14 protein-coding genes and 2 pseudogenes are annotated in these 15,897 nt (G+C 59.3%); 8 read left to right on the plus strand and 8 right to left on the minus strand.

The genetic code is table 11. From position 1 onward, the window contains the following. Window positions 1-440: 440 nt before the first annotated feature. Both ku (OS035_RS28885) and ku (OS035_RS28890) read right to left on the minus strand, forming a co-directional pair. Window positions 441-1,250, minus strand: coding sequence for a non-homologous end joining protein Ku (ku, locus tag OS035_RS28885; protein WP_331814390.1), 810 nt, complete (start codon window positions 1,248-1,250; stop codon window positions 441-443). 10 nt (window positions 1,251-1,260) lie between these two features. Next, window positions 1,261-2,169, minus strand: a complete 909-nt coding sequence (gene ku, locus OS035_RS28890) for a non-homologous end joining protein Ku (RefSeq protein WP_183857121.1) — start codon at window positions 2,167-2,169, stop codon at window positions 1,261-1,263. A gap of 200 nt (window positions 2,170-2,369) precedes the next feature. Here ku (OS035_RS28890) and OS035_RS28895 point away from each other — a divergent pair, with 200 nt between their 5' ends. The 3 genes from OS035_RS28895 to OS035_RS28905 all read left to right on the plus strand — a co-directional run bounded on the left by OS035_RS28895 (window position 2,370) and on the right by OS035_RS28905 (window position 4,406). Then, on the plus strand, window positions 2,370-2,549 hold the full coding sequence (locus OS035_RS28895) for a DUF3606 domain-containing protein (protein ID WP_331814480.1): 180 nt from the start codon (window positions 2,370-2,372) through the stop codon (window positions 2,547-2,549). A 430-nt stretch (window positions 2,550-2,979) separates the two neighbouring features. Next, a complete protein-coding gene (locus OS035_RS28900) occupies window positions 2,980-3,132 on the plus strand; it encodes a hypothetical protein (RefSeq protein WP_331814392.1) in 153 nt (50 codons plus the stop codon). 386 nt (window positions 3,133-3,518) lie between these two features. Continuing rightward, entirely contained in the window at window positions 3,519-4,406 is an 888-nt protein-coding gene (locus OS035_RS28905; RefSeq protein ID WP_331814394.1) for an alpha/beta fold hydrolase, read from the plus strand. A 697-nt stretch (window positions 4,407-5,103) separates the two neighbouring features. On the opposite strand, the gene OS035_RS28910 is transcribed toward OS035_RS28905, so the two are convergent. The 3 genes from OS035_RS28910 to OS035_RS28920 form a co-directional block, all read right to left on the minus strand. Next, window positions 5,104-6,987 (minus strand): potassium transporter Kup, encoded by a 1,884-nt coding sequence (locus tag OS035_RS28910; protein ID WP_442967721.1) that lies wholly within the window; start codon window positions 6,985-6,987, stop codon window positions 5,104-5,106. A gap of 637 nt (window positions 6,988-7,624) precedes the next feature. After that, entirely contained in the window at window positions 7,625-7,825 is a 201-nt protein-coding gene (locus OS035_RS28915; protein ID WP_183780609.1) for a cold-shock protein, read from the minus strand. A 1,314-nt stretch (window positions 7,826-9,139) separates the two neighbouring features. Beyond that, complete coding sequence (locus tag OS035_RS28920; RefSeq protein WP_246699323.1) at window positions 9,140-9,367, minus strand: hypothetical protein; 228 nt, start codon at window positions 9,365-9,367, stop codon at window positions 9,140-9,142. 228 nt (window positions 9,368-9,595) lie between these two features. Between OS035_RS28920 and OS035_RS28925 the strand changes: the two genes are divergently transcribed. Continuing rightward, window positions 9,596-9,832: a hypothetical protein gene (locus OS035_RS28925; protein WP_331814400.1), complete on the plus strand. Its 237-nt coding sequence runs from the start codon at window positions 9,596-9,598 to the stop codon at window positions 9,830-9,832. Between the two features lie 247 nt (window positions 9,833-10,079). Continuing rightward, window positions 10,080-12,260 carry a putative bifunctional diguanylate cyclase/phosphodiesterase gene (locus OS035_RS28930; protein ID WP_331814402.1) on the plus strand — a complete coding sequence of 727 codons (2,181 nt, stop codon included), beginning with the start codon at window positions 10,080-10,082 and terminating at the stop codon, window positions 12,258-12,260. Window positions 12,261-12,278: 18 nt separating this feature from the next. Here the strand turns inward: OS035_RS28930 and OS035_RS28935 are convergent. Further along, window positions 12,279-12,505: pseudogene (locus OS035_RS28935) on the minus strand (DUF982 domain-containing protein). 300 nt (window positions 12,506-12,805) lie between these two features. Between OS035_RS28935 and OS035_RS28940 the strand changes: the two are divergent. From OS035_RS28940 to OS035_RS28950, 3 genes are all read left to right on the plus strand, one after another. Continuing rightward, entirely contained in the window at window positions 12,806-13,078 is a 273-nt protein-coding gene (locus OS035_RS28940; protein WP_183780612.1) for a BON domain-containing protein, read from the plus strand. Window positions 13,079-13,208: 130 nt separating this feature from the next. Beyond that, on the plus strand, window positions 13,209-13,604 hold the full coding sequence (locus OS035_RS28945) for a DUF1236 domain-containing protein (protein ID WP_183780615.1): 396 nt from the start codon (window positions 13,209-13,211) through the stop codon (window positions 13,602-13,604). A gap of 197 nt (window positions 13,605-13,801) precedes the next feature. Next, window positions 13,802-14,077, plus strand: coding sequence for a hypothetical protein (locus OS035_RS28950; protein ID WP_331814482.1), 276 nt, complete (start codon window positions 13,802-13,804; stop codon window positions 14,075-14,077). Here the strand turns inward: OS035_RS28950 and OS035_RS33620 are convergent. Further along, window positions 14,067-14,711, minus strand: a pseudogene (locus tag OS035_RS33620) (DUF899 family protein). The gene OS035_RS28950 and the pseudogene OS035_RS33620 overlap by 11 nt on opposite strands. Window positions 14,712-15,108: 397 nt before the next feature. After that, window positions 15,109-15,633 (minus strand): response regulator, encoded by a 525-nt coding sequence (locus OS035_RS28970; protein WP_183857117.1) that lies wholly within the window; start codon window positions 15,631-15,633, stop codon window positions 15,109-15,111. Window positions 15,634-15,897: the final 264 nt, after the last annotated feature.

Raw genomic sequence — 15,897 nt, forward strand, 5'->3', positions numbered from 1 at the left:
GGCCCCGACCGCCGCCAACAGCCCAACGTCAACCAAAGCCACAGGCGCTGTGAGAGATGCGGGCTAGATAAACGCGCGACAGCCTTGTGCAGGGCAGAAAAGAACTTCGTCGTCTCCTTTTCCGATGGTGCCGCTGCGCGTGATCCTTGCTACCGGTTATGCCGAATTGCCGGGCGGAGAGGGGCTGGCGCGGCTTTCGAAACCGTTTAGTCAGGAGCAGCTCAATAGCGCACTGGCATTGGTCAGCGTCAGACCGATAGCTTCTCGTCGTCCGGCAGGGCCCTCCCGGAGATGGCGCCGGCAGGATAGCCATCGTCTATCCTCAGGCGCAAAAAAGGCGCCTGATGGCGCCTTTTGCGATTTCGCTGCAATCAAGCTGCCTTTTTGCCTTTAGATGAAGGGTGCCGGCTGGCAGAGTTCGAGCTCCATGACCTTGTCCATCATCCGGTCTTCTTGCTCTTGAGTTCGTTGGCGACACTCTTGCGCAGCGCGTCCATGATGTTGATGACGTTCGAAGCGGGAGCGGAGGCTTGTTTGGTCTTGGAGCTCTTCTTCTGCGGCTTCAGAGCCTTTTTCTTCTCCTCAATGAGAGCGAGCAGACTCTCCTGAATGGGGTCGCTCACCATGTCCGGCGACCATCGCTTCGTTTTCTGCTTGATCAGCTTCTGGACCAGCGGCACGAGATCGGGATCGGCCTCGTCTTCGATGTCCTCGAAGTAGGCCTCCTCTGGACGCACCTCGTCGCCGAAACGCAGGGACCAGAGGACGATGCCTTCGTCTCGCGGCTCGAGGACGACCGCCTTCTCGCGCCGGCCAACGACGAGCTTCGATATGCCAACGACCTTGTCGGCCTTCATTGCATCCCGGATGACCGCGAAAGCCTCGTTGCCGACGGCGTCGTCCGGCATTAGATAATACGGCTTCTCCAGGTAGACCCATTCGATCGATTCCGCCGGAGCGAACTTCTCGATGTCGATCGTTTTGACTGTGTCGAGCGCGACCCGATCGAGGTCGTCGTCGGTCAGAATGACATAGTCGTTCTCGCCGCGGGCGTATCCCTTCGCCTCGTTCTCGTCCTTGACGGGCTTGCCCGTGACGGAGTCGATATATTGGGAGACGACCCGGTTGCCCGTCTCCTTGTTGAGCGTGTGAAATCGCACCTTCGCCGACTCCGACGTCGCCGGGCTCATATTGACCGGGCAGGTCACGAGCGAAAGCTTCAGGTAGCCTTTCCAGTAGGGACGCGCCATGACCGACCTCCTAGCTCGCCTTGCGCTGCGGAGCAGCCTTGGAGGAGGCGGCCTTCGCAGCCGCTCCACGCGCGGCACGCGGCCGACCGACGCCAGAGTTGGCGTTGGCGGGGGTGGGTTTCGGTTTGTCTGCGGTGGCCTTCAGCATGCCAGCGCTTTCGCGCAGGGCGGCAAGCAGATCGTTCGGCTTCGAAACCTCGACCTTTTTCGGCTTAGGCAAGGATCTGCCTTCCATCTTCGCCTTCACCAGCTCGGCCAAGGCTGCTTCATATCGATCGTCGAACGTGGCCGGATCGAAGTCGCCCTTCTTGGTGCCGATGATATGCTTGGCAAGATCTAGCATCTCCCCTTCAATCTTCAGCTTGGGCATTTCCTCGAAGGCCTTTTTTGACGAGCGCACCTCGTAGTCATAGTTCAAGGTCGTTGCGATAAGACCTTTGCCATGCGGCCGGATGAGTACGGTCCTCATCCGGCGGAACAGGACGGTGCGCGCGATGGCCGCCACCTTCGACTTCCGCATTCCGTCGCGCAACGCCACAAAGGCGTCGCCGCCCATCTTGTCGGGCGTCAGGTAGTAGGGTTTGTCGAAGTAGACGTCGTCGACATCAGAACAGGGGATGAAGGCTTCGATCTCCAGTGTCTTGTTTGACTCGGGAATGGTGGCTGCGACTTCGTCTGGATCAATCATGATGTACTGGCCGTTCTCGATCTCAAATCCTTTGGTCTGCTGTTCCTTCGGCACAGGCTCTTCGGTCTCTCCGTCGACGAAGACGCGGTTGACCCGATTGCCGGTTGCCTTGTTGATCGTGTTGAAGGTGATCCGGTCGGAGGTACTTGCTGCTGTGTAGAGAGCCGCCCCGCAAGAGACTTCCCCGAACTTGATGAAGCCCTTCCATTGCGCTCTGTGTCCACTCGCCATGCCCGCTACTCCGAATCGCTACTGGCGAATCAAGGTCTGAAGAGGTGATTCGTTCCGATTCGAAACGAATCATTTTTCAATGGCTTAGCGCCGTTTGTTGCCAATTTGATTCCGGGTGCGCCGAAAGGCACCTGTGGAGGATGGGATCGTCTACGCCTATCGCGCGGAACAAGGTGAATTATCAAACGTTTAGGGGCAGGATTACGTATGCGACCACAACACGCGGCCGGGGGCAGGACGGAGCGAAGGTCACAGCCGAACAGGATCATGAGGTCCGATACGAAGCGAAGAAGGAAGGCGTCTCAAAGAGTGAAGTGAAAGACGCCGTCAAAAAGGTCGGCAATAGCCGCAAGAAGGTCGAAGCGGATCTACAATGTTGATGGATCAGAGGCTCGATAAAAGCGCCGTGAGCTCAGCGATTGACGCTCGCTCAGGATCAATACCGACACATGTCGAACGTCGAAGTTGAGATCAGCTTCACGAAGAACGCGGGTTTGCGCACAAGCGTCTATGGCTCTAGCGCCTGCTTTCGATCGCCGCTCTCGTCTCCAGCATACTTCTATCGGCGGCTGTTCTCGCCCATGTCGCCACGCGCGACGCCCGGTCAAAAAGCCTCTGACGGAGACGAGGACTCACTTGGACCGGATCTTGAAGATCGTCTTTTCAATCATCATCTAGGGACTACCACCCGAAACCAACGACAGTCCGCGCCGCGAAATGACTTCGCGTGGTCGCGGCCGTCCGGGTGAACGAGGGCGCTCCCCCTTGGGTCGAGCGCCCTCGGCTGTCATAAGTCCGAAAGAGAAAGCCTTGTCCGATAAAACCTTGATCGTCTTCCTGCATGGGATCGGTGCCTCCGGCGCGCAGCTCACGCCGCTGGCATCGTGCTGGCGTGCCCGCCTTCCTGGTACGCTCTTCGTCGCTCCAGACGCGCCGGTGCATCACAGGTACGGACATCAGTGAATCAGCACGGAGGGCATCCCCTTGATCCGGAGCGTATCCAAAGCGCCAGAGAAGCATTCGACGAACTTATCAATCGCGTCGTTCGGCGCGAAGGGCTCACGGACGCCCATGATAGGATCGCACAGGCGCCTCGAACTGGGGTTGTCCGCTTCCCTTCCTTCCTGTGCGGTCCGTCCTTTCCATTCGGCGGGGCTCCTTCTTTGAATCGTGGCGAGCGATAACGGGAACCTGACTGGTCAGTTCTTTGTTATATCTGCAGGAAAGCATGGGAGTTTGTTCCTCCTGTACGTTTCATGAGCTTGCCACGTCTCGTCAAAGTCGGCACCGCTATTCGGTCATACCGCGGAGGCGTATTGTGACGTCGCACCCAAATCTAAGGTGATGAAATGGCCTTCGATGGCTTCGAACTGCAAACGGTTCACGTCGACGCGGGTGACATTCGGCTTCGCGTGGGGGGAAGCGGTCCCGCTCTTCTTCTCCTGCATGGGCACCCGCGGACCCACATGACCTGGGGGAAAGTAGCCGATCTTCTCGCGCCATCGTTTACCGTCGCCTGCCCGGACGTCCCTGGCTTCGGCCAGTCCTATATACCGCCAGAAGCACCTGACAGCCGCCACTCGTCCAAGCAGGCAAAGGCAGCGGCTCTCGTGGAATTGATGCGACGCTTGGGGCATGACGATTTCTTTCTGGTTGGACATGACCGTGGCAGCCTGACGGCCTTCCGAATGGCAATGAACCATCGGGACGCGGTGCGGAAACTTATCGTCATAGACGGCCTACCGGTCCTCGAACATCTTGAGCGAGTCGACTGGCGGTTCGCGCGAGACTGGTACCATTGGTTCTTCTTCGCACAGCCGGATAAGCCCGAGCGCGTAATTTCAGCCGATCCCGGCGCATGGTACGACAAGCTTTCGCCAGATCTCATGGGCCATGAGGCATACGCCGATATTAACCAGGCCATCCATCGGCCCGAGACCGTCCATGGGATGATCGAGGACTACCGCGCTGGCATTCTCATCGACCATATTCATGACAAGGCTGATCGCGACGCGGGTAGGAAGATCGGCTGTCCAATGCTGTGCCTCTGGTCGCTTCGTGATGACCTCGAGCAGATCTACGGCGATCCGGTAGCGATCTGGAAGGAATGGGCGATCGACGTCAGCGGATTTGGCATCGATAGCGGGCACCATGTGGCGGAGGAAAACCCTGTCGCTCTGTCCAGAGCAATCGTCAATTTCCTAACGAATAAGGATCGATGTCCTTGGCCTGCGTGAAGGCTCAGTCGCGGCGGAATGAGGTCAAGTAGACGGCATATTCCGACATCCGGCACCCGGTCTGCTGTCGCCCTCGACGAGAATGAGGTTGGGCTCGCCGAACTCGTCTCTTCGCCGGCGATTTCTCTAGACGTCACGTTGCAGGCATGTCTGGCCTTACTAAGCGGGCGACGTGCAGCCCACGTTGCCCGCTGAAGTATTTCAGCAAGTTCTTAGATATCGCTTAGAGGAGTTCGACATGGATGGACAACAGGTGGAGCCGGTGGTGGCGGTGGTTTCCGAAGCTGTCCGGCGATGATTCGAGTTCTACGAGGTTCAGCTCGACGAAAGAGCGCCCGACACGCTCTGCAGCGCGGCGATCAGTCTATATGGTGACGGTTACCAGACAGTCGATGATATCGCCACCATGTTGATTGGGACATATGTTGGCATCTGGGCCCCGCGGATCAACGCCCCAACTTCGGCGTCTGTCCGTTAGACAAAGCAATATGCGGCTGGGCACACACCACTTTCGGGGCTTACATAACGGCATCTGCAAACTGATCCGGCATGAAGGTTGCGATAGCCACACGCCTCTTCCAAAGCATTTGATCCTCGCCGGACGCACCTCTGCGTGGAAATGTCCGTGAATGGAAAGTACGTCGGTGAGGCCCTCGCGACGGCACGACGTCGGAAGCCCGGTTTCCGAAGCGGCCGGCTAGATGGTTGTTTGTAGGCCGAGTTCCACCACTCGCCCGGTGGGAAGCCCGAAGTAGTCGGTGGCGTTGCTGGCGCTGCGCGAAAGGGCGATGAACAGCCGGTCCTGCCAGAAGGGCAGCCCGCCCTTCCTCGATGGAAGGATTGTGCGGCGGGAGAGGAAGAACGAGGTCGACATGATGTCGAATTTCAGGCCGAGCTTGCGCGCCAGGACCAGTGCGCGCGGGATGTTGGGCGTCTCCATGTAGCCGAAGGTGATGACCATCCGGCTGAACAGCGGATTGAAACTTTCCAGGAAGATCTTCTCGGTATCGGGAACGAACGGCTTGGTGGCGGTGACCACGCTCAGGATGACGTTCCGCTCGTGAAGCACCTTGTAGTGCTTCAGGCTGTGAAGGAGCGCCGTCGGCGCCCCCTCGACGTCGCTTGTCAGGAAGATCGCGGTTCCTGGCACCGTCGGCGGCTTCTTGCGGGCTAGGTTGTCGATGATCGTCGCGAGCGGAATTTCGTCGGCCTTGGTGCGACTGATGAGGAGCCGTCGCCCTGCCGTCCAGGTCTGCATGATCAGCGCCATGGTGGCGGAGACGGCCACCGGGACCCAGCCGCCGTTGGCAAACTTGGCGATGTTGGCCGCGAGAAAACCGGCATCGATCAGGGATATCGGGATGATGATGGCGAGGGTGGTCGCCAGTTTCCAACTCCAGATCCGCCGCATGACGACGAACAGTAGCACGGAGGTGATCAGCATCTCGCCGGTGACGGCGATTCCATAGGCGGCCGACAGTCTGCTGGAACTGCGGAAAAACAGCACCAGCGCCGCCACGAAGACGAAGAGCAGCGTGTTGACCCGCGGCATGTAGATCTGGCCCGAATGGGTTTCGGACGTGTGGAGGATCTGCAGGCGGGGAAGCAGGTTGAGATGGATCGCTTGGCGGACGAGCGAGTAGGCTCCAGATATCACCGCCTGGCTGGCGATGACAGTCGCCGCCGTCGCGAGACAGACCATGGGGATCCTGGCCCATTCGGGGTGCATGTTGAAGAATGGATGGGCGGCCATCTCGGGATTGGCGAGCACGAAGGCTCCCTGTCCGAAATAGTTCAGGAGCAGGCTCGGGAAGACCAGCGCGAACCACGCCACGACGATTGGCCGCCGGCCAAAGTGTCCAAGATCGACATAGAGCGCCTCGGCGCCGGTCACCGCAAGGAAGACCGCGCCGAAGACCGCGACGGCGGAAGTGATGTTGTTGGCGACGTACCGAACCGCGTGGACCGGGTTGATCGCGCCGAGGACCGATGGATCATCGAGGATGTGGATCGCCCCGCTGACGCCAAGGACGGCGAACCACAGCGCCGTTATCGGCCCGAAGACCGACGCCACGCCGCCCGTGCCGAAACGCTGGACGAAGAACAGCGCGGCGATGATTGTCAGCGTGATCGGCACCACCCAGTTGGAAAGAGCGGGCGCCACGACCTGAATGCCCTCGACCGCCGAGAGAACGGAAATCGCCGGCGTGATGATGGCGTCGCCGAGAAACAGCGACGCGCCCGTCACGCCGAGGACAAGCGCCCATTTGGGTCGTCCTCTCAGGCTTTCGCGCGCGAGGCTCATCAAGGACAGCGTTCCACCTTCACCCCGGTTATCCGCCTTCAGCACGAAGGACACATACTTCACCGTGACGACGATGGTGAGAGCCCAGATGATCAGTGCAAGGATGCCGACCACGTTCTCTTGGCGGGCTTCCGACCCGCCCGTAGCGTGGAGGGCCTCCCTGAACGCGTAGAGCGGGCTCGTCCCGATGTCGCCATAGACGACGCCCAAAGCGGCAAGGACGAGCGAAGGTAGGCCGCCTCTGTCGTGTCCGAGTTCCGGATCCTCGGATCGCATCTGGTGGGAGGTCAAGTGTCGTGTCCTGGTTGGTGCCGGCATTTCGCGAGCCTCGGTGACTCAATTCTGCAGGTTCTGTAGTGATTGGCAACGCATCCGACTTGCGCTCGGCGACTTTGCTATAATCGATCCGAGACTTACATGGGTCGACAGGTAACAGTTACCCACCAGTCGCCACGACAGCCTACGGGATCGTTGTCGTGACAGAAATCACGGGCGAACTCGTCGATGCCGAGGAGGCCGCCGAGCATCATCCGGACGCCGTCGGCGAGCATGTCTGGGCAGGATGGCGGGGCGGCGACGCTGGAAGAACTCATGGCCGGCGCGAGCGGAGCCGGGCGAATAGGAGAGGCTCGGGGATGGTGGCAGCCGACGATCGAGGAGCTGCGGCTGCGAGGAGCGCGGCGAGATCCAGGGAACGGCGGCGCACCCTTCGCGAACAGGTAGATGAGACACTGCCTTGATATCGCCAGATTGCGCCACCACATACGGCCCATCGGCATTGCTGATGAGCGCTGGAAATAGTGCCGCTCGCAATGCCTCGTCGACTGGCTTTGACCACGGATGTACTGGCAGGGATAGGTAGACGAACGAAAGGTCGGTGCGATTTCGCCCCGGCCTTTTTTGTTGGTGACGATCAGGTCGGCCGGACGTTCTCAGCTTTGGACTTCCCGGTTTTGCGATCCTGGCCGAGCTCATAGCTGACAGCTTGGCCGTCGCGCAGCGATCCGCCCTGAACGGCAGAGATATGGACGAAGACGTCCTGACCGCCGTTGTCCGGAGTGATGAAGCCGAAACCCTTGTCCTGATTGAAAAACTTTACAGTGCCGGTAGCCACCAACTTCTCCGATGCTCTGGTTTTGGGAGGCGCATTCATAAACCGTTGCGCGATCCCCGGCAAGGATTGGGGATCACGCGCGCTTACGAGACTCAGGATTTCTGATTGACGTGAAAGAGGATGACGATGACCGAGGACACCTGCACGCCGCCAACACTCGATCAGAGACGTTTCCTCGAAATAAGGGAGGCGGCCGAACGCAGAATGCTCGACACTGTTCAAGGCGATCTCTGAGGCGGCTGCCGCGGTCGAGAACGGCATCAAGAACGCAAGGCTGGACTTCGAATCCACCCACCAAGACTACTTCACCTTCATCGTCCACCAGGTTGCTTTCGTCCGTCTATGCAGTGGGGATCCCGAGACCTTGCGAGGAGGCGACCCCGAACTGGGCGAGCGCATCTAGGGCAACGGTCGTCATATCATCGACAGTTATTGGCGCGGCGAGAAGAAAGACTAGCTCGCGTGAAAGAAAATCGATCTGGTGAAAGATCCTTGACGCACATTGACCGACCGCCGGACATAGTTCGGCGTCCGCCTTTCCGCGTCCATGTTTTCGAGGGTGCCATGAAGAGCATTCCCTATGAGAGGCCGCCGGACGATGTCGTCCCGCGAAACGAGCCTCCTCGCTTCCATTTTCCGCTCGCCTATCAAGTGCGCCGGGCCTCCGCTCTTCCGGAGCCAGGAGGCCCGCGATTTTGCCTGTCTTCTCGACGACGACGGGACGTCACCTGGTGGTCATGCGAATGCGTCGCGCTGATATGGCGGCGAGACCTATCGGGTCGATTTCATCGTCACCGGCACCGACGACCGCACCTTCGTGGTCGACGTCGCCCAGATCTTCCGAAGCTGCCCGACTGGAGAGAGCTGGCCGCCGCGCCGGGCAGGGCAGGGCATGCCTACCGCCCGGTCGCCATGCGCGACTTCGTCGACAGCAATCGGCTTCTCAACGCAAAAGAAGCTCCGCTACGGCTTCTATCGATGGCCGCTCGGCGAGCGCGTGCGCGTTCTCGTCGCTCTCGACGAATGGTTCGTTACCAATTTGACTCATCGCAGGCGAAGGTCCTTTGGACGCTCCTGCGCTTTCCCGCCATTATCGCAATGGTTGCTTGTGCATAGCGAGTTCATTGCGCTTCACTTCGGCTAGATTCACTTCCTCAAGGCGGGCCAGCAGCGTCGATCGGCCGCATCATGTCCGTCAACCTGCACGTGATGAGAGCGAGAGCCCGCGGGGCCCAATCAGTCGTGCTGCCTCTTCTCATTGTCCGCCGTGGGATTCCTTTGGCACGGCGTTCGGCAGCAGTGGGAGGAAAAACACTACTCCGCGGCTTGCCGAATGGGGTTTTCGTCCAAGAGTACCAATGGACCGACGATCTCGAAATCGCAAGGCATTGCGTGCTGGTCTGTGCCCAGTAGTGCAAGGGTCCAATAGTTGGGATCTTCTCCGAAGACAGTCGAGACCTGCACAACGGTGAGCTTCCCCTCGAAGTACTTCGCTGAACGCGCCCAGTAAAAGGCTTCCGGAATCAAACTCGCGGTAAACATAACGCTCACTCCCGTTTGAGCGCGGACGATATCAGAATTCTTATAAATGAACATGCCTCATGGTGCGCCGCGCGCATATCGTCGCGGGATCCTGGACGACGTCGAACCTAGGTTGGGGATGGCTGCGACTCAAGTCTTACGCGTGGAACCGGTTGTGGTGGGGAGTGTTTTCGATTGGCGACGCCAGAGGTGCCGTGCCGATTTTGGAGCCATCCTCGGAGACGAAACATGCGCCTGCTCATAGTCGTAGACGAACTGGGAATTGCTCTGGTGATCGAGGATGTCGCGATGGGCGCCGGATTCGAAATCGCAGGTATCGCGGGAAACATGTCTGAAGCTCTGGATCTCGGCGCGGAAGCAGACATCGCCATCATCGACGTCCGGCTGGGGGATGGACTCCGGGGCCGTCGATCGCCCGTGCACTCTTTTCTGAGTTCGGACTTGGGGTGGTGTATTTCACCGTGAACCCCCGCCTTATCGAATACCCTAAGGGGCGACCTGTCGTCGCTAAGCCGACGAAGCCCGAAAGAATAGCGGATGCGTTGTCCATGTGCTGGCGCAAACGGACTTTGGTCTGAGATAGACCCTCTCCTTTCGTAGGATGGGTAGGTATGTCAGCCGCCGCCGAAAGACAGAAAGGAAGTGCTAACCAACCCCATTCCGCGTGCTTTAACGATCGCTGTTTTACGGTCTGCGAACATAGAAGGACGTAATGCAGATGAACTGGCAGGCGCGGTCGCAGTGGGTTTTAAAATGGGTTCTCCCGGCAGCCACGTCATTAATCATCGGGTGCGTTCTTTATGGTACCCTCCAATGGGCCGCCGGGCAGACCGATATGGTTGCGGAGGCTCGCCAGCGGGATCTCGTCAAACTGATCGTCTCGAAGATGCAGGCTAGCGTTGCTCATGATCAGGAAAGCGCGACAGTCTGGGACGACGCTGTTCGAAAAACCGACGCGCGGGACCTGGAATGGCTTCGCTCGAACCTCGGCGAATGGATGCAAACCTACTTCGGGCATGACGCGGCCATCGTAATTTCGGCCGACCATGGCCGGATCTACGAGTTCATTGCGCCCTCGGACAACGCTTTGACGCTGGGTGATCTCCGCCTCGCTTATGAGCCGTTGGCGGATGCTTTGCAGAAACGACTTGCTGCTGGCGACGCTGAAGGGGTCACGGATCGGGTTCTCTCGATCGGCGAAAGCGACCTTACATATGTAGGGCGGCGACCGGCGATTGTGAGCGTCAAGCCAATCGTTTCGGACACGGGCGATATCGAGCAACCGCCGGGGCAGCAAAATCTCCATGTCGCTGTAAGGTTCCTCGATCGAAGTTTCGTATCCGAGATCGGAGCGGACTACCAGTTTGCCGAAATGCAGTTTTCGGCTGACGCTCCTACGGACGCTGAGCACTCATTCGTTCCGTTGAAATCTCGCGCGGGCGCCGCTATCGGCTACTTCACCTGGCGCCCATTTCGTCCTGGTGCGAACGTGATGGAAGCGACCCTGCCGGCGGTCGGTCTGGCCGCCGTTGCCATCTTCGTCGCGGCAAACATGTTCGGGCGTGCGATCTGGAGACGTTCAGCACGTCTTGCCTCGAGTCGTGAGGAACTCCAGCGACTGGCTTCGCGCGATCCGCTGACTGGCCTTTCCAACCGCGCTCATTTCAGCACCGAACTCGCCGCCCGCATTGGGGCGGCCTCCCAGAACCAGTGCCACTGCGTGCTGTTCATCGACCTCGACCGGTTCAAAGCGGTCAACGATACTTTCGGGCACCCGACGGGGGACAAGCTCATCTCACTCGTGGCCCAGCGCATGAATGAGATCATGCCGGCGGCGCTCATCGGCCGCATCGGGGGTGATGAATTCACCGTCCTGCTCGAAGAAGCCGACGGCCAAGTGGTCGACGCGGCTTGCGCACGGATCGTACAGCGTCTGCGAGATCCTTTCGAGATCGATGGCGCTCACATCGTCATTGGTGCCAGTGTCGGCGCTGCGCTTGCTGCCGGCCCCGCGGATCCGTCTGAACTCACCCGTCAGGCCGACATAGCTCTCTATCACGCAAAGGCTGCGGGTCGGAATACCTTTGCGAAATTCGGAGGCCATATGGACGAATTGCTGCGCAGCCGTCGGAAGCTGGAACACGACCTTCGACTGGCGCTCGAGACGAAGTCCCAGATCGAGACCTTTTATCAGCCAGTATATTCGGCAGAGCACAAGAGCCTGTCATCCATGGAAGCGCTTGCCCGTTGGAAGCATCCTGAAGAAGGTTTCATCGCTCCCGACGTCTTCATCCCCATTGCCGAGGAAATCGGCCTGATCCCGGAAGTCGGCGCTATCGTGCTCGAAGATGCTTGCAGTGTCATGGCCGACCTTCCTTCTATCTCGATGGCAATCAACGCGTCGACGCTGGAACTCTGTTCCGACGGTTATCCCCTTCGTGTCTTGTCCAGATTGGCGAAATGGAACATCGATCCAACGAGGCTGGAGATAGAAATCACCGAGTCCTTGGCTTTTGGTGGAGAAGCACACAGCGATCGGAACATTGCTATGCTCCGAAATGCGGGTGTGCGAATCGCCATCGACGACTTCGGAACGGGTTACTCGTCCTTCTCGAGAGTGCAGAATGTCATGATCGACAGAATCAAGATCGACAAGTCGTTCATCGATGCAGTGCAAGGAGACAGCAAGCCGCTCATCGAGGCGATGATCAATATGGCCCGAGCGAAAGGTCTTAAGACCACGGCTGAAGGAGTGGAAACGAACGAACAGAGCGACGCTCTAGTGGCCCTTGGGTGCGACAGCCTCCAAGGTTTCCTAATCTCCCGGCCTCTTGCCCGCGCGGCCATCATCGATTTGTTCAACGGAACTGGGAAGCGAACATTGACTGCTTGAAGCGGGAAGGGCAATCTGTCAGTGGACGACCGCAATCACGGGAATTCCGGCTTCCTCCGCCGCGCGAATGAGCGCGGCACGCGCTGTCTTTACGGGGATATTGCCTTGAATGGCATCCAGGCAGGTTTTTACGGCCGCAATGTATTCCTTGCCGTCGTCTGTCGGCCAAGCGGCGACGAGGGCTCGGCAACCTCGCCAAGTGATCGGATCAGCCTATGCTTTTCTTGACTGCTCATCACGAGCATCAGAGGGGCGAAATCTTCGCTTTTATGCCAGTTCACCGACCGTTTGCATTGATGGAGGCCCTTTACTCTCGGGAAGCGACGCCCGACTGATCTACAACGCTGCACCAGGGAGGTTCTGACTGGAGACCGCAACATCGCTAAAACCTCCCTGGTGTCCTTTCAACAAGGAAAAGGGAATCTATGCCACATGCCGTCGGGGGGAAGAGGGACTTAGGTCGCACTGGCGACGCCGCCACCTGCTTCTCATATTAGGTCTGAGGTAACATGACGGTCCGTGGAGGGACGGAACAGGAAGACGATATGAAGTTCGGTTCCGACAACACCAACCATGAAGGGCGCTGCTCCCAAGGCCATAGTTCGGCCTCGACCATCGCCACGATCAAAGCGGCGCTTTCCGCCGATCAAAATATCGACAGCAGTGCCATCGAGATCAGGATGCTCGGCCCGCTGGTCCTGCTCGAAGGCTACATAACAAACGCCGCAGACCGCGAGAAAGCCATCTCGCTTGCGGGGATGATCGTCGGCCACGACAACGTCCAGGATCGGATGCTGAGCCGCTTCCCCACGCAGTAGCGAGAGGCAATCCAAGAGGCTAGCCAAGGTCCGGGGGCAACCCCGGTACGAAGCCCCGGTAATGGAACACTTCCTCCACTCGACGGTTTCGCTCTGCAGCGGAACCAACCGCATCCAAGGAGGAAAACACATGATTATGAAAGTTGTAGGTATTGCCGCGGGCGTCCTGTTGGCATCGACAACCGCTTTTGCCCAGCAGTCGACTGTGACAGGCGCCGTTGGTGGCGCTGCAACGGGCGCGATCGTCGGCGGCCCGGTCGGTGCGGCTGTCGGCGGCATTGTTGGCGGCGTGGCAGGGAGCGTCATTGATCCGCCGCCCCAGCAGGTTGTGACCTATGTTCAGCAGGCTCCGGCCCCGACCGAACGCGTCGTGGTGAAGGAGAAGGTCGTCGTCGGCCAGCCCCTGCCGGAGACCGTCGTCGTGACGCCAATTCCCGACGATCCGAAATATGCATATGCGATCGTCAACGATCAGCGTGTGATCGTCGAACCTTCCTCGCGGAAGGTCATCCAGGTCATCCAGTGACCGACGGGCGGCTCCGGCCGCCACTTCCAACCACGAGGGCATGCTCGACCCCAAAGATGCGCGGGAGTGCCGAGCAGCCTTCGACCGATGGCGCGACAATCGTCGATCCCGATGCTCTCACGATCGCCTACATCACCGATGCCTAACATACGTTTCCCGGCGGCGTCCTATGCGCCGTCGGGCCGCAGGAGCAATCAATGATCTATCACGAAGATAAGCCGTCCGGCCTCGCGTTTCCCATTATCGTCATCCTGTTTGCCATCGTCACTATCGTCGGCAGCCTGGGCCTGTCATCAGGCCATCCAGCATCGGCTCGGGTCTGGGTTCCTGTTCGGCCGGCCCCTGATCCCGCGGCGCCCAAAGCCGGACTTCCGATCCCGACTGGGGAGCACCTCCGATGGGAGCAATCCACAGCAGAAAGGCGTCGGATCGCCTTGACCGCATTCCGAACCGCGATCGAGTTCAGTATTTGAGCTTGGGATAATCCGTGCGCGGCCGCTGGGCGTCATGTCCAGAAGGTTCCAGAGCGGGGCGATATCTACCGCCCCCCTTGGATACTGGCCGGGATCTGCCGCTTCGGCCGGCATCTCGCCATTGTAGAAGACCCGAACGCGGTCCCCATCCTTCTGGTAGACCGTGCATCCCGGATACTCTGATCCCTCGACGTCGAACACGCCCAAGTCTCGGGCATAGTCGTCGCCCAAGGCCTGGACCAAGGTCACGCCAGCTGCGTTCGATAGCGAACGCACGTTGCCGCTCCACCGCGCTGCGACCGATAATCTTGAATGCGACCTTCTGTTTGACGTCGGCGCCATTGCCGTTCGCTCCACCGAGGAAGTTCGTGCACATCGGACAGGGCCGTTCCCGTTGCGGGCCGAACATCTAGAGGTACGTCCTCACCGTTTTCGTCTTTGAAGCGATAATCCTTTTGTACGAGCGGGCCCGGAGGCAGGCGTCGGCGTTGCTCCGCAAGTTTGGCGAGATGTCGTCGGACCTCGATCTCCTCCACCAGCAGGGCCGTCCTCGCCTCGGCGTAGTTTCGTTCATGAACCTGCTCACACGTTTCGCGGCTAGTTCCTTCGCAGGTTTCAATTCGCTCATGTCCATGCGCTTGCTCCCTGGACCCATTACGACCGTTTCGTTATCCGACCAGTTTCGGCCACCTTCGGAAGTTGAAGGGCGTGCCAGATGGTGTTCGGCGCCCTCACTTGCAATAGACATAGACGTACGAGGAGATCAGTTCTCGACAAGGGCACAATGTTTTTTGATTTCGGCGTCGGTTGCCTAAAAATTCCGCCGCCCGGCCGACTATCTTGCTCCTCACCGCCGTTCCGATCTAAAAAGATCGACACCATTCGACAGATGTGCTGATTGGAAGCCCGTTCCGTGCGTCGACCGCTTGCGCCATCACCACTCGTCCGTGGACCGCACGGTCACTCGTCCCGTCGTAAAACCGCGGCCGAGAGTCAAAAACTGCATCTCACAGAAAGCAAGCCCGCCGACATCACGATGAATCGGCGGGAGCTTTAAGCATGCTAACTATCACTTCGTGAGCATAGGGCTTCGCAACGAACGAGACGCCGCTTGCTAGGTCGAACGCACCAAGTCGAACATGGCCAGAGGTCACGATGACCCGCGTGCCCGGCGAACGCGCTCGCACGCGCGCCATCAGGCCCAGCCCGTCCGTCGAGCCGGGCATGTTGACGTCCGTAAAGACGGCGTCGACCTGAGTCCCCTCCAGGAGGACGAGGGCTTCGTCCGCGTTGCCTGCCTCAAGAACTTCGAACCCGGCGTCCTCGAGAGCGTCCACCACTGCAAATCTTATCAGAGGTTCATCATCGACAACGAGGACCCTTCGGACGGGATCAACCACGGCGTTCAGGCCGATGTGCGGATCAGCTTGGCCCCTTGAGTCCCAGTCGTCGACCGCCTGCGACCAGTGCTCGCGGTCCCGTCCGTTCGGGCATCCTTCGCTCTGCCAGATCTCATGGGCCCGGCGACTTATCCAGTTATACCGTTCCTGATCCATCTTCCATCTCCGTCGGAAAGCAGAACTCTGGCAAGACCCCACGGTTCCAGCGCTAAAGCCGGTATCCACAAGGATTCCGGACGAGCGGGCGCGGCGTAGCCTCGCCCTGTACAACCGGCGGAGAGGTCTCTCCTAGTATGACCGACTTCGTGCTAGACAAGCGTCGTCTGCTATGCTCCGCGGCTCTCCCTCTTGATCACACATCGGATAGGACTTGAAGGAGGCCTCAGACATTCAAGACCTTCCGTGAGAAGCAGGACGGCT

It is taken from the genome of Rhizobium sp. 268, assembly GCF_036571585.1.
Taxonomy (GTDB): domain Bacteria; phylum Pseudomonadota; class Alphaproteobacteria; order Rhizobiales; family Rhizobiaceae; genus Rhizobium; species Rhizobium redzepovicii.